Genomic DNA, 19,873 nt, shown 5'->3' with positions numbered 1-19,873 from the left:
GGAAACTCCGCTGTAGCACCAACCGAGTCACCGCCATCGTGAAGACGATCCCCGCCCTTCGTCACGCCTCAACCTGAGGTTGGAAAAGGCTCACTGCCACCGGGCCGCGTTCGCACACTTCGGCGGGGTGCCGATGAGCATCGTCTACGACCGGACCAAGACGGTCGTGCGCCGGCACGTCGCTCCGGGTGAGGCGGTTCCGCTGCATCCGGAGGCGGTCGCCTTCGCCGGGCACTACGACTTCGACACCGACGTGCTGGCCGCCTACCGGCCCCAGGGCAGGGGCCGGGTCGAGCGGCAGGTCGGCATCGTCCACGACCACGTCCTGGCCGGGCGGGCCTTCTCCTCCATCGAGGAGATGAACGCCGCGTTCACGGCCTGGGTCCCGCTGCGGCGGGCGAAGGCGCACGGCACCCACGGTGAGGTCATCGGGCACCGCGCGGTGCGGGATCATATGGCTCTCCGCCCGCTGCCGAAGGTCTCCTATGTGGTCGCCCAGCGGCATCTGCGGCACGTCGGCAAGGACTGCCTGGTCGCCTTCGACGCGAATCTCTACTCGGTGCCCGCCCGGAAGGTCCGCCCCCGCCAGCTGGTCGAGATCCGGGCCACGAAGTCCCAGGTCAGCCTGCATTCCACCGTCCCCGACGCGGGCGGCCAGACGCTGCTGGCCGCCCATCCGCGGGCCGTCGGCCGCGGAGCCCGCATCGTGGACGAGACCCACTGGGACGGTCTGCCCACCGGCGCCGGCCGCCGCGTCACCACCGGCGACGCTCTGCCCTCGCCCCGCCGCGGCCAGCCGGCAGGGCCGGAGGCCGGACCGCACAGGCCCGTCCCGGCCGCGATCGGGGTGCACGCCGGGACGAGAAGCGCCAGCGGCCTCACTACCAGGGGCACTTCAGAGACGGAAGATCTCAGCGAAGCGGGTGAGAAGGAAGGAAGGGCCCTCGACGCGCAGACGGCCGGAGGCAAGTGCCTCACCGGGCGTCAGAGTCCCGCGCATGAGGTCGAGGACGGGACGCCCGGCCAGGGTCTCCACCACCAGATCCGGATCGGCATGCGGACCATGTCCGACGGTGAGGGTGGGGCCGTCGACGGACAGACGGAACGTGGCGTCCGCCAAACGCACCTCGTAGCGGAGGGTGTCCCCGCCCGCGGCTTCGGGACGGAAGGCCGTATGGAAGGACAGAGCGCGGCTCTCCACGGTGGTGATCTCACCGGGGCGGGGCCCGGTCATGGTCCGGGCGCCCCAGCGGCCGAGCGCGGTCACGACCGGCTGGAGCTCCCGGCCGTGGTCAGTGAGTTCGTAGACGACACCCCGGTCGGGATGAGGCAGAGCCCGACGGACGGCGACGCCATGAGCCTCGAGCTGCTTGAGACGGGCGGCGAGAATATTGGTGGGGATGTTCGGCAGACCCTTGCGGAGATCCGTGTAGCGCTTGGGGCCCAGAAGGAGATCCCGGACGACCAGAAGCGTCCAGCGTTCACCGACCACTTCCATCGCGCGGGCGAGACCACAGAACTGTCCGTACTCCTTCACCGTCATGGTTCACATCCTACTTCCCGCTCCAAAAGACGAACACGACTTGCGATTTGCAAGTAGACTTCGGTCTGCTTGGTTTGTTCCACGAGGATGACCGACACAGGGAGCGGGAGAGGGCATGTCCTTCCAGGCGTATCTGGACAAGATCGAGGACACGACGGGACTGACGCCGCGTCAGTTCATTACGCTCGCGCAGGAGCGCGGCTACGACAGCCCGGACACCAGGGCCGGCACCATCCTGGAGTGGCTCAAGCAGGACTACGGCCTGGGCCGCGGGCACGGCATGGCTCTCGTGCACGTCATCAAGAACGGTGCGAAAATCTCCAGCAAACACGTCGGCACGGGAGGAACTCACCAGGACGAATCGGACACGCTCTGGCTCGACGGCAAGACCAACCGCCCCTGAGCCAGGCGCGGGACCCCTCCCACGGACCAGGCGGTATGCCCATCCCGGCCGAACAACCGACAGCCACCACTCCCGCAGCACCGGCGGCCCTCCCCTGGGTGACGGAGCCGCGGTCGGCTCTTGGGTAGGGCAGGGGACTGCCGAGGAGCCGTCGGTTCTCCGCCACGGTGAGCGGAACGGTCAGGCGACGTGCTGCCGGCCCTGGTTGTGGAGGTGGCAGCGGGGGAGGTCAGGTTTCAGGGTCGGCTTCGGGGTCCGTGAAGCGCACGGGCTTGCCCAGCGACCGGGCGTAGGCGATTTCGGCTCGGGTGCTGTCTCCGATGTAGTCGCCGACTACGAGCACCTCATCAGCGAGTCGGATCTTCGCCCGGTGCAGATCGTCGAGTCGAACCTTCAGCGCCTGGGCCTCGGCAGGATCGGACCAAAGTCCGTGCGCCGACTTCATGTCACAGCCCGGTTTGACCACGATCCTTCCGGCTTTGGTCTCCCGCAGATCGGCCTCGGTCATCTCGCTCATGAATCGGGTGGAGCCGCAGATCACGACGATAGGCGGGAGGCTCAGCTGCTTCTTCGCGTCGGCGAGCTTTTCCTCGGGGGTGAGCAGTTGCGGGTGTGACACTGGTTCCTCCTGTTGGTGTGCTCCAAGGGGCGCCTGCGGAGACGGGAACGAGGGTGGCCAAAGTCGTTTCGTAACGAAGGTGACGCATTGTGGCCATGGTTGCTGACGGTAGAGCGCGCAGGTCGGAGGGGTGCTCGTGAGGGCCGGGCGGGACTCTTGTCTCCGGGCGCAGCCGCCGCCCTCTCCGTGAGCTGAGATCCGGGCCCAGACGAGCGTGACGCACGGTTGCCACCGAATGCGGGCAAAGTCGCCCGTTCGACAGATCCCGTCATACCGTGCGGCCCGGCGGCGGTTCTGGACCCACTGCTGCGCCCCCTTCTCACGGTTCCCGTGGATGCACCTGCCCTCGCATTTCCTCGCGCAGCTCTTCCATACGGTCCATCAGGACACCGAGAACCTTCCGTCGGGCACCCTCCGCACGCAGGTAGTGCGTCGCCACCTCCAGCTTTAAGTCCTGACGTTGCTCGCCCTCCGCCGCGGCAGCGCGGCCAAGGCACTCCTCCATCAGCGTGGCCCACGCAACGAGTTCACGCAGGCTTTCCGTCCCTGGAGTCGCCGGCCGGGCGTTGGCCGCACTGCTCCGGGAGTGTTCGAACCGCAGCCCGTACACCTCACACCGGTCTGCGGCTTCCCTCATCTTCTTCACTGCTTCCGGCAACCCGCTGGTGTCAATGGGTTTGCCGCGCTCCAGTGCCTGCTGGGCGTCGTCGAGGATCAGCAAGACATCGCGGGTGGCACGACGCAGGTCCATCATCCGCTCGAACTCAAGTTCCTTACGTACGCGTAGCTCCTGGCGTCGGGCATGTCGACCGGTGAGGCTGGACGCGGTGAGGGTGGCCGCTCCGCCGAGAATCGCTCCACCCAGGGCGCCGATGAGGCCGTAGATCGCTTCCGACATGCCCTTATCCTGGCGCGGCTTTGGCTGGAGCGTCAGGCGTTTGCCAGTCGGTTCGGTGGACTGAACCGTCTGCAGAGCTCACCAGCACGCCGCCGGCGCCCGGAAAAGAGGGCTCCAGGCCGGGTTGAACCCGACGACCACGCGCTCGGCCGCTCCCGTGGCGGCCTGAGCACAACAGTCCACCTTGCCAGTGGCGGCCACGCACGGCTCTTAGAAACTCCTAACGAAGTGATCTTCGAGGTGGTTGGATCACTCCGGGAGCCCTGATCCGGGGGTGCGGAGTGGCTCGGCCGAAGCCGTGGGAAGCCGATGACGAGTTGTGGGCGGTGATCGAGCCGCTGTTGCCCACGGTTGAGCGTCGTGTCGACGATCAAGTACGACGTCCTGTTCGCCATGCTCGCGTTTTGTCGAGCGTTCCGGCGATCCTATGGATCGGCGCCCAGACCGCCGGATCGTCGACAACCTGGCTGAGGTCCGTCATCTGGGGAGCTTCTCCAGCCAGTGCGACAGCACCAGTGCCTCGTCACTCGTGAGCTTGATCGTGACCTTGCTATCACTCATGCACCCCTGCAGCTCGGCCTGCCCTCACTGATCGTTTCAGAATGAGTTCGGCGGAGACGCCAGCGGCCCATGGAACAATCCCTTCAACCACGGGCTCAGGGGGGTGACGCCGTATGGAACGGGTTGGGGATGCACGGGAACTCGTGCTTGGCTACGTCGACACTCTGAACGCGGTTGACGAGGCCGTGAGGGCGGCGATGCCCTCGCTTGAGCGACTCGCAGATGTCCTCGGCCTGGTCCATTCGCGCCGGATCAGCAGGAGTGGGCAGGTCGACACCTACTCATACACGGTTCATGGGGCAGGGTGCCGCTTCGTCAGCGACAACGGCACCGAGGTCGATGTCGACTTCGCAGCCGACGGGAGCGAAATCTTCGACCTCTGGCGGCTGCGCTGGTACGGGCTGAGCCTGCCGAAGCCTCTTGACGTCACGGATCAGGACCTGCGGACCGCGGTGCGGTCTCTGCAATCGCTTCTGACCGAGGTTCGCCCGGGATGGTTCAGCGTCGCCAACTGATCGCTTCAAGATGAGGTTCGCAGGCGGCGCAGGCATATGACGCTGCAGGCCAGTTCGAGCAGGCCCTGATGGAGATCTGCGCGTCGCTCGTAGCGGGTGAGAAGCCGTTTGAACTGGTGCAGCCAAGCGAAGGCACGCTCGACCACCCAGCGGACCTTGCCCAGTCCGGAACCGTGAGCGACGCCGCGTCGCGCGATCAACGGCTTTATGCCCCGCTTCCACAGCGAGCGGCGGTACTTGTCGAAGTCGTAGCCCCGGTCGGCATACAGGCGCCGGGGCTTGCGGCGGGGACGTCCCCGAGCTCCCCGAATCGGCGGGACCGCGTGGAGGAGTGGCAGGAGCTGGGTGACGTCGTGCCGGTTGCCGCCGGTGAGCGTGACGGCAAGTGGGGTTCCGTGACGGTCGACGATCAGGTGGTGCTTGGAGCCGGGGCGGGCGCGGTCGGCAGGTGAGGGGCCGACGTGGTCCCCCCTTTGAGGGCCCGGACGTGCGAGCCGTCCACGGAGCAGTCGTCCAGGTCCAGCAGGCCGGCACGGCGAAGCTCGGTCAGCAGGGCTGCGTGCAGGCGGGGCCAGACGCCGGCCTCGGTCCAGTCCCGCAGCCGGCGCCAGGCCGTCACGCCGGAACAGCCCACGGTCTCCGCCGGGACGTCCCGCCAGGCGACACCGGTCCGCAGCACGAACAGGACGCCGGCGAGTGCTGTGCGGTCAGGAACACGGAACCGACCGGGATGCCGGTGGCGTTGTTCGGGAGCGGGTGGCAGCAACGGGGCCACCCGCTCCCACAGGTCGTCCGGAACAAGATCAGCGCGCACCCGGACACCTTGCCGACCAAGATCGTCGAGCACAAGACCCGCAGCTCAACTCATTCTGAAACGATCAGTCAACCACACGAACCTACTGGCCTTCAACCTTGACCAAACACATAGGGCCCCCCGCGGGTGTGGGGAACAGTCGATGTTCGCAATGAGCTGGCCGACGGCCCCGGGACCACCCCCGCAAGTGCAGGGAGCAGGGGGGCAGTGGGTACAGCGGCGGATCATCACGGGCTCATCCCCGCGGGAGCGGAGGTGAGCCGACGATCAGGTCGGGTTGTCAGCCTCCCGCCGAAGAGGGTGTCAGGGGTTGTTCATTACCCGCACCCTGACAAGCTCCAGAGTCACCGGTCCGTCCACGTCCGGGTGCAGGAACACCCTCTCGGGGCTTGCGGTCCACAGCTGGATGTCGCCGAGGACCTGGCGGCCTCCGATCTTGTCGGGCTGCAGGTACACAAAATTCGAGGGGGTGGGATCCCAGGTGCCGTTGAAGTCGACGCGGGTGGCACTTCCGCGCCCATAGGCGTCGCTCTTCGCGATACCCGCGGCGGAGAACCGTCCACCGGGGCGCAGACGGATCTCCGCGCCGGTCTCGTCGTCGCGGTACACCCCCGGCAGGCGGTCCGGATCGACGTTGACCGCGCCCGCCCCTGTACAACCCGAAGCGAGCAAGGCCACAGCCGTGATGAGCACGGTGACAAACCTACTTCCGACCCCGCCCCTCGTCCTCACGGTTCTGCCCCCCATGTCCACACTCCCCGTCCCCGTAGTCGGACGGCAGGTCTGCTGCCGAACCTTATTTGAACATGCTCAAAAACCGGGGTGCTCCTCGGGCCTCGTCAGGACTTCCGGCCCGCACGACAGTGAAAGGCAGGGCTGGTGCGACGACCACCGGCCCCTCCGGGATCTGGAAGACGGCGCTGGAAGCCCAGCTCGCGCCGATCATTGATACCGATATCACCGCCCGCACCGACGCGAACTCAGTCCGCTGAAGGGGCTATCCAGAACGACTGCGAGGCGGTAATCACCGTACGCACCGCAGGATGGTCCCAGGGCAGTGTGATCAGGAAGCCAGCGCGGCCGTCACACGGGCGAGCCGCTCCGTCGGCAGGGCGAAGTTGTTGGTGGGGTTGCGGTACGAGTAGTGGCTGTCGTTGACCCGTTGTCCATCGTTGGTTGTGGTCCAGTGGGTAGGACCACAGGGACCCTGGTCTTCCAGCAGGGTGGCAGCGAGTTGTTCGGGGTTCTCGACTGCGGTGTGGGCGCGTAGCGCGGCTGCAAGACGCTCGGCTGCCGCGTCGGGCACAGCCAAGTCTCCGAACGCGGGCAACAGAAGAAGCAGCCGGCTGTCGGGGTCGGTGGTGGAGCCACCGGGCAGGCCGTTGCCTGCAGCTGCTGTCAACTCGGACCAGGACAGGCCGGGGCCCATGAAGTGGCCGTCGTTGCGGGCGAGAAGTTCAGCACGGTCCCAGTCGGGGTGGTGCAGGAGGTAGTCGGTGCCCGCGTCGCCCTCGAGGTTGCGGTGGACGATGTGCAGACGGCCGACAGCCACGGGGACGGTGAAGGTCGGCCAGTCCGAGCGCCCGGACAACTGGCGATGGAAGTCCTCCGCGGATTCGTAGTCCGCACCGAACAAGAGCTCCTCGGCCTCCTCGCTGTGCAGCACGCAGGGGTAGAGGTGTCCCAACCAGAACAAGGGCTCCTCGAGAAGCTCTGGAAGGTGGACAAGCGGCCCGCCCTGGTAGCCCGGGATCTGGTCCAGGTGGGTGTCTGCGCTGTCTGTCACGGGTTCATCATGCCGGTGGCCCATGTGTGAGCTGTAGGTGGGAGGTCACGGGAGACTGGCCTTCGTGATTCGGAAGGTCATCGGCATCTGCTGGCGTCGCCTGTCACAGCAGGTCCGAGCTCTCACGCAGTAGCCATTCCCTGACAGAAGGGGAACGGTCGAGCAGCCGGCTGACCTGCATGCCTTCTTCGCGCGAGGTCACTCTCGGTAGCAGGGTGAAGTCGTCGGGAAGCACGTCCAACAGGCTCACCACGCGGTCTCCCCCACGCAGACTGATCAACAGCTCGCAGCGCAGCTGGCGCGGAACGTCCGGGCGGTGGGACAGGCTGTTCCACAGGGCTGGCCACAGGTAGTGGGTTCCGTCGGGCGCCGCATTCGCTAGCACCCACGCCGGGTCCAACCGCTGGTTCAGGCTGAGGGCACACGCACGCTCCTCCAGCCTGAACAGCGAGGCCGAATCAATGACCTTCACCTCGCGAGGCAGCGGCTGATCGAAGGGCATCGCCCCATGCTGCCCGACAACACCCCACGCCGGGCAGTCGACCCCAGAAGGCCATTCCGTCAGGAGTTCTTAGCCCTTCGTGTCTCACCGCGGGTCAGGCGGGTGACGCCCCGGCCTCCGAGACCATCATGGCCACCATCCGTGTTCCGCGCACCGGCCCCGGACGACCGAGAACCCGACGGCAGTCGCCCCAGCCCTGGCAGCCAGCCGACCCTGTTTATGCTCACGCCCATGGCACTCGAATGGGAACAGATCATCGTCGACTCCTCCGACCCCATCGCCCTCGGGCGCTGGTGGGCCGAGGCCCTCGGCTGGGTAGTGGTCGACGAATCCGAGGAGATCATCGAGATCCGGCCTGAGCCGGACCAGATGCCGGGGCTGCTCTTCGTGCCTGTCCCCGAGGACAAGACGTCGAAGAACCGGCTCCACCCCGACTTTCGCCCCGACGACCAGGAGGCCGAGGTCACCCGGCTGCTCTCCCTCGGTGCCCGGCGCGCCGACTCCGTTCAGGACGAGCAGCACTGGGTGACCCTCCTCGACCCGGAGGGCAACGAATTCTGTGTGCTGGGTGAGCGGAAGAGCTGAGCGGGGCCGGGCAGCCGTTCGGCCGGAGGTGCCGGCCGGGTTCGCCCACCCGCAGCTGCCCCGGTCACTGTTCACCAACCCGGCTACACCACTGCACGGGACCTGACCCCACTCGCTGCGGACGCGCGCCGTGCAGAAGCCGCACGGCGGTGGTGCCGGGCAGGCGGGTCGTTCGTCTCCCGAGGGGCGCGCTGGTCAGTGCCGTCCCGCCCCGCGCTCCCCACGAAGCCCCCTCGGGCGTGCGCACCCCTTTGCGCCTACCGGTTGACGGACCGCATGCCTGCCTCGTCGTACCGCTCACCGGCCGCCTCTGGCAGTTCCGCCTCGATGCGGGCCAAGTCGTCCTTCGTCAGATCGACGTCGACGGCGGCGGCGTTCTGCTCCAGGTAGGTGCGGCGCTTGGTACCCGGGATCGGCACCAGGTTGTCGCCCTGGGCCAGCACCCAGGCGATGGCCAGCTGAGCCGGCGTCACGTCCTTCTCGGCGGCGATCTCCTTCACCTTCGCCGCCAACCGCAGGTTCGCCTCCAGATTGGCGTCCTGGAAGCGCGGGTTCTGGCGGCGCCAGTCGTCGGCGTCCAGGTCGTCCGGCGAGGTGAACCGCCCGGCGAGGAAGCCACGGCCGAGGGGCGAGTACGGAACGAAGCCGATGCCGAGTTCCCGGCAGGCGGGCAGCACCTCGGCCTCCACGTCCCGCGACCACAGCGAGTACTCGCTCTGCACAGCCGTGAGCGGGTGCACGGCGTGCGCACGCCGGATGGTCCGGTCGCTCGCCTCGCTCAGACCGATGTAGCGCACCTTGCCCTCGGTGACCAGTTCGCCCAGCGCGCCCACCGTCTCCTCGATGGGCACGTTCGGGTCGATCCGGTGCTGGTAGTACAGGTCGATGTGGTCGGTTCCCAGACGCTTCAGGGAGCCGTGGACGGAGCTGCGGACGTGTTCGGCCGAGCCGTCCTGCGGGCCGACCGTGCTCATGTCGCCCGGTACAGCGTCGTCCATCCGGTAGTTGAACTTCGTCGCGATCACATACTCGTCGCGGTGCCCTCGGATCGCCTTGCCGACGAGGGACTCGTTGGTGAGCGGGCCGTACATCTGCGCGGTGTCGAGGAAGTCAACCCCAAGGTCGAGGGCGTGCCGGATCGTCGCGACCCCCTCCTCCTCGTCGGCGGTTCCGTAGAAGGCGGACATGCCCATGCACCCCAGGCCGATGGCCGATACCTGTAGTTCCCGCAAACTGCGCTTCTGCATGTCGTGCCCAGCCTTCCCTGCACGCTTGATCATTGCTGCACGCTTGCTCGCCCTTCGGGCGGCACGAAGTCCCCCGTCCATCCAGGCACAGATGCCATCATCCGGCACCTCCAGGAGGGGTGGGCGCTGCGACGGCCTGGGCCGCTGCATCCTCGACGCCATGACTTCGAGCGCACTCCCGCCTGGCCGCTTCCCCTCCCAGACGATTCTGACTGTGGTCACTTCCGGCAGGCGCATGCCTCCGGCGACTGGGGACGGAATGTCGGGGGGCTGCATCTCCTGTGCGGTGTCGGGGGGAAACACTGGGGAGAGCACGGACCACAGAGGAGAGAACGTGAGCGACACGGGCGTGGGCCGAGGCGCAGTGCTGCCGAGAAGCTTGATGTCGAAGGGACAGGCCGGTGATCACCGATGACGAGATGGACACCCCGGCCCGATGGCGGACGACCCTCGGGGAAAGCCTGCTCCCACACCTGGACGGCGGACCCACCCCCGCTGAGTGAGAGGTGCGCGTCCTGCGCGGCGCACGAACGGGCACCGGCCGACCTGCTGCTGTGCCTGACCTGCGGCCACGTGGGCTGCAGCGACAGCTCTCGCGGCGCTCACGCCACGGCCCACTTCGACTCCAGCGCACACCCGGTGGCACGCGCCCTCGCGAGCGACCGGGAATGGGCCTGGTGCTACGAGGACGAGGTGTATCTGGAGCCGCTGGAAAAGCCCGTGCCGAGTGTCACCCCGCGGACGCCTGAGTCGGTCTGGGACTACCCGCGGCCGCCCGTCGTACGGGAGGACGACCGCGACGTGCGAGTGGAGTGCGCCGGACAGGTGGTTGCCGAGACCCGCCGGGCCGTCCGGGTACTGGAGACCAGCCATCCCCCCGTGTTCTACATCCCCCCGCAGGACGTCCGTACGGAGTCCGTGTTCCCGGCAGTCGGGGGCCGGACCTGGTGCGAATGGAAGGGATCGGCCCGGTATTGGGACATCATCGTGGGAGACGACGTGCGCGCTCGTGCCGCTTGGAGCTATCCCCGTCCTGAGCCCGGCTACGCACCCCTCGCCGACTTCTTCGCCTTCTACCCGAGCCGCATGGACCGCTGCACGGTCGGCGGAGAGGAGGCCACGGCGCAGGAGGGGGACTTCTACGGCGGCTGGATCACCGCGGAGGTGCGTGGGCCGTTCAAGGGCGCCCCGGGCACCCAACTATGGTGAGGCGGCGACGGTGAGAGCCGCTCAGCCGAGGCTCGCAGTCGCCTCCACCTCGACCAGGGCGTCGGGCTCGAACAGGGCAGTCGATCCCGATCAGCGAGGAGGGCGGAACCAGCGCAGCCGCAGAGCCCGGCGGCGACACCTTCACGTGCGCCGCATGTTTCCGGTCGGAGCACTGGCTTCCCAGCCGACGGATTGCCCGCCGAACGAGTGACGGTGCCTACTCGGTGCGCCGTGCAGGAGGGGCCGGGCTCGCCACACAGGCACCCAGCCCATGAACGCGGCGTCCACCTCCTTGAAGCAGGCAAAGCCCGGCCGGGCACGGCGCTGATCAGAGACTAGGCCGGCAAGGGGGAGGTGAACGCGTACGTCCCGCAGAACCACAGGCCCGGGCAGAGGCCGAGGGTCACGGACGGGCTCCATTGTGTTCCCGTGCGGTGCCGAAGCCGCGGTTCCGTGGTGCAGTCGAGTCATGGTCCCGCCGCCCGCGCATGATCAGGTTCCTCCGGCACCTGCCCGGACCCGCGATCGCCCCTCCCGCCTGACCGACATCGCGCTCGCCCTGCTGCTCGTGGCCGCGGACGCGATCATCATCGTCACCGGCACGGTCCTGTTCCTGGCGGTAGGCCTGGGCACCGCGCAGGCGCCGGACTCCTCCCCCAGCGCACGCTCACGCGACGTCCCCTTCGCGGTGTGGCTCGTCGTCTGGGGCGTTCCGGCCGTGGCGGCGGTCGAGTCCGTCATGCACGCCCGGCTCAGGATGCCGGTCACCGCCGTCGTGCAGGGCCTGTTCACGCTCGCCTGCACTCTCCTGGCCGTGGTATGGACCCGCATGCTGCTGTCTTGATTCCCCCGCCCATTCCCTCCGTATGTCGGGCCCCGACGGGCTCGTGCACGGTGAGCGGTGGGACGTCGAGTCCGGATGGCTGATCATGGCCGGTGGTGGGGAACCCCGCGCGTGCGGTGATCAGCAGCGATCGGCAGGGCACGGGTCCGGCTGCCGGAGTACTTGCTGACTCGTAAAGGACGTAGGTCCGTTGCGGCACCCGGTCAGTCAACGTGACAGTGCCGCTTCAGGGGGTGGTCGGCGTCGGCACGACGACCGTCAGGTGCTGGCGGCGATCGTGTTCGTGGCGGCTTCCGGGTGCACGTGGCAGCGGCTGCCCACAGCCTCGTTCGGGTCGTCCGGGACCACGACACCGCCGATTTGGTTGCCCCGGTCGACAGGATTCGGACCGGTCAGGTCCCCCTTTTCAGGGCCCGCATGGTCACCGCGTGACGATCGTCCAGATCTGCGTTGTTCGCTTGCGGAGGCCGTTGTGGAAGAGGGACGATCCGGCCTTTGTGGATGCGGAAGTTGGCGGTCGGTGAGCAGCCGATCGATGGCGTGATCAGCACGCTGACGGCAACCGGTGCGGGTTCCGCACCGGAGGTGGAGAACTCACACACCGCGTGGCGGCCGGTCAGCGGGAACCAGAACCAGGAATCCGCCTTGCCGACCAGAGCACGATCCGATTCCCTCCACGCGCCGTTGTCGAAGGTGAAGACCTCAAGGCGCAGGGATGCCGCGAGCGGGTCGGTCCGCGACCTCAGAGCGGTGAGTGTGAACGTGAAGTCCTCGTCCAGGACCGATGAGGCGATCCGCCGGCGCTCCGCCGGCCGGGGCTCGGTCTGCGTTTCCTTCCCCTGACCGGCCGTCGGGCGGGCCTGCGGGTCGGTCGGCGACGGGTTCGGAGGGCCACCGGCGGTCGCGCCGATCGTGGCCGTGACGGCCGTTGCGGTGGCCGCCACGACGACACCCCAGCCTGTGAGCGTACGGAAGCTTTTGATCACGACGTCTCCACGTGTGGTGATGGGTGCGTGTTCCCGAGGTGCTGCGCACCGTCTTCGAACCGGCGCGCCTCGCGGTCGACCGGGGCTGTGCCGGGACCAGTCCGATGCGCCTTCCGCCTTGTGGCTCAGGAAAGACGACCAGGGAGTGCCTCGGGGCCGCGCGGCGCGGCTACTTGCCGGGGAAGGGCGGACGCACGGGCGTCGGGGTCTCGGCCGGACCGCGACCGTCCTGGGGCCGGTGAGGCCGCACGTCGGAGAGTTCGAACGTGAGTTGCCAGGTCGCGGGCGTCAACGCCCGCTGCTTCACCTGACCATGAGCCCTGTGGAACTCCCCGGTGCCTCCGGTGATCGCGTTGACGACCGGACCCGGTACGGGAATTCCGGCTTGCTCGCCCTGAACGGTGATCTGGCCTTCCGGCAGCACCGCGGTCGACGCGCACTGTCCCGCGTTGCGTTCGAGGTCGGTGATGACACAGAAGCCACCGAAGCGCCCGACGACGCGTTCCTCGCGCCCCTCGGTCGACGTCAGGTTTCCGCTGAAGACGAACTGGTCGCCGGCACTGCGGCCCGCCGCCCCCAGATCGAGCTCTTCGCCGACGAGCAGCCGAGCTTCCACGTGGAGGGTGCGGCTCTTCGCCGAGGAGTCGTCGTCAGGGCGGGGGGCCGCGGCCGGAGCTGTCTGCGAGGGGACCACATCGGCCGACGCGGGCCCGATGAGGGTGAGCCCCGCAGAACAGCCGAGAACCGCAACGGCGGAGAATATGAAGGGTCGGCCGGCGAAGCCCATGGTCGCCTCCGTGAGTGTGGATGACGGGCCCTCCGTCTGGCGGAAACGTTAATGACGGCCGTGGCGACGTGCTCGGCAGAAGGACGGCAATGGGGCCGTTAGGGTGCATCTCCCTGGGGGAGGAGGAGAGGCCTTGCGGGTGGCGGGTCCGTCAGGGCACGCGGACGAACGCCACCCTTCTTTCTCCGTCCTGGCCTCGCGCAACAGGAGGGAGGGGTGCGTCGGCGGACCCGTTCAGCGGGCGGCGAGCGCCCTGATCTCGTCGGCGATCAGCTGGGGATCCTCCTCGGCCATGAAGTGGCCGCAGGACACCGTACGGTGCTCCAGATCGTCGGTCCAGGCGCTCCACAGGCCCTGGGCGTGGTATCCGAGGGCGGCGCCCCAGTCCTGCTGGAGGACGGTCACCGGCATGGCCAACCTGTTGCCCGCGTCCTTGTCGGCGCTGTCGTGGTCGACGTCCACGCCGGCTGAGGCGCGGTAGTCGGCGACGACGGAGGGCACGGCTGCCGCGGAGGCGGCGAGGTAGTGAGCGCGGACGTCGGCGGGGAGGGCGTCCGGGTCCTTGGTCCAGGCGTCGAGGAAGTAGCCGAAGAAGGTGTCGGCGGCCCCCTGGATCATCTCCTCAGGCAGGCCGGGGGCCTGGGCCATCAGGTAGAGGTGGAAGCCGACCGCGCCGTTCACTCCGCGCAGCGCGTCCCACATGTCGAGGGTCGGCAGGACGTCGAGGAACAGGGCCCGGGTGACGGTGTCCGGGTGGTCCATGGCGGCGCGGAACGCGACCAGGGCGCCGCGATCGTGGCCGGCCAGGGTGAAGCGGTCGTGGCCCAGTTCTGCGGCGAGGCGTACGACGTCCCGGGCCATGGTCCGCTTGGAGTAGACGTCGGGGCCGGTCTCTGCGGGCTTGTCGCTGGCGCCGTAGCCGCGCAGGTCGGGGCAGATGACGGTGTGGTCGGCGGCGAGGTCGGCGGCGACGTGCCGCCACATCAGGTGGGTCTGCGGGAAACCGTGCAGCAGGACGACCGGGGCGCCCGCGCCGCCGACGGCGGCGTTCAGAGTGACGCCGTCGTCGACGGTCGCGCGGTGCTCGGTGAATCCGGGGATGCTCAGGGCTGTCACAGTGACTCCTGTGGTTCGTGGGTTCGTGGCAGAGTGGACGTTCCGGCCTCCGGCCTCGGTGGTCCGGGTCGTCCGGGGACGTCACCCAGGGTGCGGGCCCCGGATCAGCGATCGATGAGTGGACATGCGGTACCCGCGGGCGCCGGGCCGCCCGCGAAAGGACCCTGCCGTGGGTGTGGAATTCGGACTGCTGGGTCCGGTGGCCGCCTGGGATGCCGACGGGTCGCCGCTCCCGCTCGGTGCGCCCCGCCACCGGGAGGTGCTCGGCCGGCTGCTGATCGCACGGGGCCGGGTGGTGCCGGTCGGCCGGCTGGTGGCCGACTTGTGGGAGGACGGGGCTCCGGCGGGCGCGGTCGGCGCTGTTCGCACTTTCGTGGCGGCGCTGCGCCGCGCCCTGGAACCAGGACGCCCGCCCCGGCAGCCGTCCCGCCTGCTGGTCACCGACGGCCCCGGTTACGCACTACGGGCGAGCCGTGAGGCGGTGGACGCCCGGCGGTTCGAGGACGCCGCCGCGCGGGCCGGGCAGGCGCCGCCGCACGTGGCGGTCGCCCTGTGGGACGAGGCGCTCGCCTGCTGGCGGGGGCCGGTGCTCGCCGATTTCCCCGCTGCCGCGTGGGCCGCCGCCGAGCGGGTGCGGCTGGAGGCGATGCGGCTCGACGCGGTCGAGCGGCGTGCCGACACCCTGCTGGCGACCGGCGCCGCCCGGGACGCGGTCGCCGATCTGCGAGCCCATGTCGCCGCCCACCCCGGCCGGGAGGACGGCTGGGTGCTGCTGGCCACCGCGCTCGAGCGTGCCGGGCAGCGCGGCGAGGCCCTGCGGGCAGTGGCCCAGGCCCGTGAGGCCCTCGGCGGAGGCGGGGACGCTCTGGCGCGGACCGAGGCACGCCTTCTCAGCTCGGCGGCACACTCCGCGGCCGAACCGGCCGGGGTGGCCGACAGCGTCTGGGACCGGGCGGCGGCCTCCTGGGGCCGGTCGGTGCCCGCCCGGTCCCGGGCCCGGCTGCACGCCACCGCCGGCCTGCTGCGCGATCTCGCGGTGACCGGCCCCGACGGCCTGGAGGAGGCACACCGGCACCGGCGGGACCTGGTCGCGGCGGCCGAGACGACCGGCGACCCGGAACTGGCCGCCCGGATCATCGGCTCCTACGACGTCCCGGCGGTGTGGACTCGCGCCGACGACCCTGAGGGCGCCGGGGAACTGTCCCGGGCGGCAGCCCGTGCCGCCGCCCGGCTCGGCCCTGAAGGGCCGCCCGCCCTGCGCGCCCGGCTGCTGTCCGTCGTGGCGGTCGAGTCCCGGGGCGACGCCGCCGCGGACGCCTCGCTTCCCCGGGCCGCCGGCGCCCCCGCCACCGAGCCCTGGCGGCTGCGCGCCCAGCGCGCCGCCGAGGAGGCCGTCCGGCTCGCTCGTCGCCTCGGCGACCCCGCCCTCCTCGCGTTCGCCCTCAACGGAGCCTTCATGCAGGCGTTCGCCGACTGCGGGTCGGCCGCCCGCCGGGACGCCCTTGGCACAGAACTGACCCGGCTGGCCGTCGACCACCACATCCCCGGGCACGAGGTACTGGGCCGCATCGTTCGCCTCCAGGCGCTCGCCGGCCTCGGCGACTTCACGGAAGCGGACACCGAAGCCGAGGAGATCGACCGGCTCGCGCACCGAAACGAACGGCCGCTCGCCGGCGTCTTCACCACCTGGTACCGGGCGCTGCGCACCTGCGAGACCGAAGGCTGGCCCACCGCCCGTCGCCGGTACGCACACGTCCTGGCGGAGACAGCCGACTGCGGCATGCCCGGCCTGACCCGGGGAGCCGCGGCCCTCGTCGCGCTGGTTCCCGTCATGCGGGGCGACGCCCTGCCGGATCCCGGCGACTTCGCCGACCTGGACCCGGGTCCGTACCGGCCCTGGCTCGACCCCCTGCTACTGGCCGCCTCGGGCGCCACCGCCGAGGCGCGTCAGGCGCTGACGACCGTGCCCCGGCCCCCGCACGACCTCCTCCAGGAGGCTCTGTGGTGTGTACTCGCCCGGGCCGCGGCGTCCGTGGGGCACCTGCCGGTCCTGCGTCGCGCCCGGGGAGAACTCGCCGCTGCCGAAACCGAGTACGCAGGAGCGGGCAGCGGGCTGGTCTCCTTCGGCCCCGTCACCCGCCACCTGGCCGCCGCCGACGCGGCACTCGAGGTGCACGCCTCCGCCGGCGAGCCGGCCACCGACGGCAACGAATGACAGGGGCCCGGCGATCGTGGTAGTCGTCCTCACCCTTGCGGGGGGGGTTGCGCCGCCTTATCCAGTCCCGAGGACGTCGACGCGTTGTCGTCCCCGCGCCTGTGGGGACTGCAGGTCGGAGCGATGCCCGGGCCTGCGCAGTCATGCGGCGAGGGAGAGATCGGCAGGCGAACCTGGCCTCGGCAGGCGTTCCCCAGGTGGGCCGATCGGGCTGGCCCCGGTCGGGCACCTGAAGTCCATCACCGACGCTGCAAGCCCATGGACCGGGGCCTGTCGGGCCGGCGCCGGACTGCCGTGCCCTGTCTGCCGACGGGTCCGGGCGGACATGCTCCCTGCTCACCGCAGCACAGACCGGCAGGCCGTCCTGAGCCGCGCTCACCGGGTGGGTCACTGATACTGGACAAATGGGCAAGCTTCGGCAATACGTCCCGGTGGGCCGACGGGACGACCGGGGACCGCCGAAGGCCGGGCAGCCGGGAGCCGCGGGCCCGCAGGGGCATCAGGGCTCGGCCGGCCGGCGTGTCCTGTCCCTGCTCAATCCGCGCAGCGTCGCCGGTCAGGTCTTCCTGCTGCAACTGGCGGTCGTCCTGCTGCTCGTCGTCACGGCCGTGGTGGCGCTCGTGATCCAGGACCGCAACAGCGCGCTGCGAGAGGCCGGTGATCGTTCGCTGGTGGCGGCTGAGTCGTTCGCACAAGCACCGGGCACGGCGGAGGCGATGCAGAGCGACGACCCGACGGCGGCGCTCCAGCCCCATGCCGAGGAAGTGCGCAAGAAGACCGGCGTGGACTATGTCGTGGCGCTGAGCCCCTACGGATTCCGCTGGACCCACCCGGACCCGGAGCAGATCGGGGAGCACGTCTCCGCCCCTTACGGCGAGGCGCTCGAAGGTGAGCCCCACCAGACCACTTTCGACAGCAGTCTGGGAAAGGCGGTCGACTCGACGGTGGCCGTCTTCGACGAGGAGGGGACCGCGGTCGGCCTCGTCACCGTGGGGGTCACGGTGGACAAGGTGACCAGTGTGGTGCAGCACCAGCTTCCGGTGCTCTTCGCCGCCGGCGGTGTCGCGCTGCTCCTGGCCGCAGGCGGGTCGGCCCTGGTCACCGGGCGTTTGCGGCGCCAGACCCGAGGTCTGTTGCCGGTGGAGATGACCCGCATGTACGAGCATCACGACGCGGTACTGCACGCGGTGCGCGAAGGCGTGATCATCACAGACGGCGACGGGAAGCTGCTGCTGGTCAACGACGAGGCGCGCCGGCTGCTCGCGCTGCCGCCGGAGGCCGAGGGCAGGCCGGTCACCGCACTCGGGCTGAGCCCGGCCCTGGCCGGGTTGCTGGAGTCGGGCCGGGCGGTCACGGACAAGGTGTTCCTCGCCGGGGACCTCCTGCTCGCGGTCAGCCTGCGACCGGTGGGTCCGAAGGGGGGTGTCGTCGCCACCCTGCGGGACACCACGGAGCTGCGGGCCCTCGCGGGCCGAGCGGAGGTGGCGGGCGGGCGCCTGCAACTGCTCCATGAGGCAAGCACGCGGATCGGGACGACCCTCGACATGAAACGCACCGCCGAGGAGCTCACCGAGGTGGCGGTGCCGCGCTTCGCCGACTTCGCCACCGTGGAACTGGTCGAGCCCGTGCTGCTCGGTGACGAACCGACGGGGATGCCCAGGGAGATGCGCCGCATCGCGGCCGCGGGCATCCGGGAGGATGCGCCCCTCGACCCTGTCGGGACGCCCTTGCGCTACGTGTCCGGCAACCCCGTGTCCGTAGGTGTGACCACCGGTCGGCCGGTCCTGGTGCCGCACCTCGCCATGGCCGACGGCTGGCGTGCCCAGGACCCCGAGCAGACCAGGAAGGTCATCGAATACGGCATCCATTCCATGATCTCCGTGCCGCTCCAGGCTCGAGGCCAATGGCTGGGCGTCGTGGAGTTCTGGCGTTCGGAGCAGGACCCCTTCGAGCCGGACGACCTCTCCCCCGCCGAGGAACTCGCCGCACGGGCAGCCGTGTGCATCGACAACGCGCGCCGCTACACCCGCGAGCACACCACGGCTGTCACCCTCCAGCGCAGCCTGCTGCCGGGCACACTCCCCCAGCTGTCCGCCTTGGAGGTCGGGCACCGGTATCTTCCCGCCCAGGCGGGGGTGGGCGGCGACTGGTACGACGTCATCCCGCTGCCCGGAGCACGGGTCGCCCTGGTGGTCGGCGACGTCGTCGGACACGGTCTGCACGCCGCCGCGACGATGGGTCGCCTGAGAACCGCGGTCCACAACTTCGCCTCCCTGGACCTGTCTCCGGACGAGCTTCTCGCGCACCTGGACGACGTGATCACCCGGATCGACCAGGACGCGGCAGCCGAGGGGAACACCGAGGCCGTCACCGGTGCCACCTGCCTCTACGCCGTCTACGATCCGGTCTCCGGGCGGTGTGTTGTCGCCCGGGCCGGCCACCCCGGTCCGGCGCTGGTGTCGCCCGACGGCTCCGTGAGCTTCCCCGACATCCCCGTCGCCCCGCCACTTGGCGTGGGAGGAGGTCTGCCGGTCGAGACGGCCGACCTCCGGCTGGCCGCCGGCAGCCGACTGGTCCTGTACACCGACGGGCTGGTCGAGGCACGGGGCCGTGACATCGACCTCGGGCTCGGCATTCTGAGGGAGGCACTGCTGCGTACGGACGGAGCCACCCCGGACGACACCTGCCGCGCGGTGCTCGACGCGATGCTGCGCGACGGATCGAGCGACGACATCGCCTTGCTGGTCGCACGCACCCGGCTGCTCGACCCTGCCCAGGTCAGGGAGTGGGACGTCCCCGACGACCCCGCCGCCGTCTCCCGGATCCGGGCCGAGGCCACCGGCAGGCTGGAGTCCTGGGGGCTCGGCGAGACCGCCTTCACGACCGAGCTGATCCTCAGCGAACTCGTGACGAACGCCATCCGTTACGGAGCGAGTCCGATCAGCCTGCGGCTGCTGCGCGACAGTGACAGCCTGATCTGCGAGGTCAGCGACGGCACCAGCACCTCGCCGCACCTGCGCCGCGCGGCCACCACCGACGAAGGGGGCCGTGGCCTGTTCCTCGTGGCACAACTGTCGCGCCGCTGGGGTACCCGGTACACCGACAGAGGCAAGATCATATGGGCGGAGCAGGCACTGGACGCCGGTGCCGCCGGGGATCTGAGCGGTCTTCTGGCGGTGGACCTGTGAGGTGGGGCGGTCACGGAACCGGCGCTCGGTTCACTGGGGCGCGCTCCCGGCGCGT

18 protein-coding genes and 4 pseudogenes are annotated in these 19,873 nt (G+C 69.8%); 11 read left to right on the top strand and 11 right to left on the bottom strand.

From position 1 onward, the window contains the following. Positions 1–133 precede the first annotated feature (133 nt). Positions 134–652 (top strand): annotated as a pseudogene (locus ACZ6A9_RS29900) (Mu transposase domain-containing protein); the annotation flags it as partial. Between the two features lie 243 nt (positions 653–895). On the opposite strand, the gene ACZ6A9_RS29895 reads toward ACZ6A9_RS29900, so the two are convergent. Continuing rightward, positions 896–1,498, bottom strand: a complete 603-nt coding sequence (locus tag ACZ6A9_RS29895; protein WP_468991738.1) for a winged helix-turn-helix transcriptional regulator — start codon at positions 1,496–1,498, stop codon at positions 896–898. A gap of 160 nt (positions 1,499–1,658) precedes the next feature. On the opposite strand from ACZ6A9_RS29895, the gene ACZ6A9_RS29890 reads away from it, so the two are divergent. Beyond that, on the top strand, positions 1,659–1,946 hold the full coding sequence (locus ACZ6A9_RS29890) for a DUF4287 domain-containing protein (RefSeq protein WP_468991727.1): 288 nt from the start codon (positions 1,659–1,661) through the stop codon (positions 1,944–1,946). Between the two features lie 229 nt (positions 1,947–2,175). Here the strand turns inward: ACZ6A9_RS29890 and ACZ6A9_RS29885 are convergent, their stop codons facing one another. Together ACZ6A9_RS29885 and ACZ6A9_RS29880 are read right to left on the bottom strand one after the other, a co-directional pair. Continuing rightward, entirely contained in the window at positions 2,176–2,565 is a 390-nt protein-coding gene (locus tag ACZ6A9_RS29885) for a hypothetical protein (protein WP_468991725.1), read from the bottom strand. Positions 2,566–2,884: 319 nt separating this feature from the next. Then, positions 2,885–3,463: a hypothetical protein gene (locus ACZ6A9_RS29880; RefSeq protein ID WP_468991723.1), complete on the bottom strand. Its 579-nt coding sequence runs from the start codon at positions 3,461–3,463 to the stop codon at positions 2,885–2,887. Positions 3,464–3,527: 64 nt separating this feature from the next. Between ACZ6A9_RS29880 and ACZ6A9_RS29875 the strand changes: the two are divergent. Next, positions 3,528–3,667 (top strand): annotated as a pseudogene (locus ACZ6A9_RS29875) (IS5/IS1182 family transposase); the annotation flags it as partial. A gap of 470 nt (positions 3,668–4,137) precedes the next feature. Then, entirely contained in the window at positions 4,138–4,539 is a 402-nt protein-coding gene (locus ACZ6A9_RS29870) for a DUF6896 domain-containing protein (RefSeq protein ID WP_468991720.1), read from the top strand. Between the two features lie 5 nt (positions 4,540–4,544). On the opposite strand, the gene ACZ6A9_RS29865 is transcribed toward ACZ6A9_RS29870, so the two are convergent. The 4 genes from ACZ6A9_RS29865 to ACZ6A9_RS29850 form a co-directional block, all read right to left on the bottom strand. After that, a protein-coding gene (locus tag ACZ6A9_RS29865) for an IS5 family transposase (RefSeq protein WP_468991717.1) occupies positions 4,545–5,353 on the bottom strand; the annotation gives its coding sequence in 2 pieces (ribosomal slippage) (positions 4,545–5,014 and positions 5,014–5,353; 810 coding nt in all). 303 nt (positions 5,354–5,656) lie between these two features. Next, a complete protein-coding gene (locus ACZ6A9_RS29860; protein WP_468991715.1) occupies positions 5,657–6,046 on the bottom strand; it encodes a hypothetical protein in 390 nt (129 codons plus the stop codon). 370 nt (positions 6,047–6,416) lie between these two features. Beyond that, complete coding sequence (locus ACZ6A9_RS29855; RefSeq protein ID WP_468991713.1) at positions 6,417–7,139, bottom strand: hypothetical protein; 723 nt, start codon at positions 7,137–7,139, stop codon at positions 6,417–6,419. A gap of 103 nt (positions 7,140–7,242) precedes the next feature. Next, a complete protein-coding gene (locus tag ACZ6A9_RS29850; RefSeq protein WP_468991707.1) occupies positions 7,243–7,641 on the bottom strand; it encodes a hypothetical protein in 399 nt (132 codons plus the stop codon). An 83-nt stretch (positions 7,642–7,724) separates the two neighbouring features. Between ACZ6A9_RS29850 and ACZ6A9_RS29845 the strand changes: the two are divergent. Then, positions 7,725–7,820, top strand: a pseudogene (locus ACZ6A9_RS29845) (IS5/IS1182 family transposase); the annotation flags it as partial. Between the two features lie 52 nt (positions 7,821–7,872). Beyond that, positions 7,873–8,226, top strand: coding sequence for a VOC family protein (locus ACZ6A9_RS29840; RefSeq protein ID WP_468991705.1), 354 nt, complete (start codon positions 7,873–7,875; stop codon positions 8,224–8,226). 257 nt (positions 8,227–8,483) lie between these two features. On the opposite strand, the gene ACZ6A9_RS29835 is transcribed toward ACZ6A9_RS29840, so the two are convergent. Further along, a complete protein-coding gene (locus tag ACZ6A9_RS29835; protein WP_468991702.1) occupies positions 8,484–9,473 on the bottom strand; it encodes an aldo/keto reductase in 990 nt (329 codons plus the stop codon). Positions 9,474–9,884: 411 nt separating this feature from the next. Between ACZ6A9_RS29835 and ACZ6A9_RS29830 the strand changes: the two genes are divergently transcribed. The 3 genes and pseudogenes from ACZ6A9_RS29830 to ACZ6A9_RS29820 all read left to right on the top strand — a co-directional run. Continuing rightward, positions 9,885–10,682 carry a DUF427 domain-containing protein gene (locus ACZ6A9_RS29830; RefSeq protein ID WP_468991701.1) on the top strand — a complete coding sequence of 266 codons (798 nt, stop codon included), beginning with the start codon at positions 9,885–9,887 and terminating at the stop codon, positions 10,680–10,682. Positions 10,683–11,151: 469 nt separating this feature from the next. Then, on the top strand, positions 11,152–11,526 hold the full coding sequence (locus ACZ6A9_RS29825) for a hypothetical protein (protein WP_468991699.1): 375 nt from the start codon (positions 11,152–11,154) through the stop codon (positions 11,524–11,526). Positions 11,527–11,755: 229 nt separating this feature from the next. Then, positions 11,756–11,875: pseudogene (locus ACZ6A9_RS29820) on the top strand (transposase); the annotation flags it as partial. Between the two features lie 43 nt (positions 11,876–11,918). On the opposite strand, the gene ACZ6A9_RS29815 reads toward ACZ6A9_RS29820, so the two are convergent. From ACZ6A9_RS29815 to ACZ6A9_RS29805, 3 genes are all read right to left on the bottom strand, one after another. After that, positions 11,919–12,512 (bottom strand): hypothetical protein, encoded by a 594-nt coding sequence (locus tag ACZ6A9_RS29815; RefSeq protein ID WP_468991697.1) that lies wholly within the window; start codon positions 12,510–12,512, stop codon positions 11,919–11,921. A gap of 169 nt (positions 12,513–12,681) precedes the next feature. After that, the gene (locus ACZ6A9_RS29810; RefSeq protein ID WP_468991692.1) at positions 12,682–13,299 is read right to left on the bottom strand and encodes a dirigent protein; all 618 of its coding nucleotides are present in this window, start codon (positions 13,297–13,299) and stop codon (positions 12,682–12,684) included. Positions 13,300–13,533: 234 nt separating this feature from the next. After that, the gene (locus ACZ6A9_RS29805) at positions 13,534–14,415 is read right to left on the bottom strand and encodes an alpha/beta hydrolase (RefSeq protein WP_468991689.1); all 882 of its coding nucleotides are present in this window, start codon (positions 14,413–14,415) and stop codon (positions 13,534–13,536) included. A 169-nt stretch (positions 14,416–14,584) separates the two neighbouring features. Here ACZ6A9_RS29805 and ACZ6A9_RS29800 point away from each other — a divergent pair, with 169 nt between their 5' ends. Both ACZ6A9_RS29800 and ACZ6A9_RS29795 read left to right on the top strand, forming a co-directional pair. Further along, positions 14,585–16,630 (top strand): AfsR/SARP family transcriptional regulator, encoded by a 2,046-nt coding sequence (locus tag ACZ6A9_RS29800; protein WP_468991686.1) that lies wholly within the window; start codon positions 14,585–14,587, stop codon positions 16,628–16,630. Between the two features lie 404 nt (positions 16,631–17,034). Next, a complete protein-coding gene (locus ACZ6A9_RS29795) occupies positions 17,035–19,818 on the top strand; it encodes a SpoIIE family protein phosphatase (RefSeq protein WP_468991682.1) in 2,784 nt (927 codons plus the stop codon). The last annotated feature ends 55 nt before the right edge of the window (positions 19,819–19,873 follow it).

This window comes from Streptomyces sp. NPDC041124, assembly GCF_055592385.1.
This window is presented reverse-complemented; position numbering and strand designations above follow the sequence as displayed.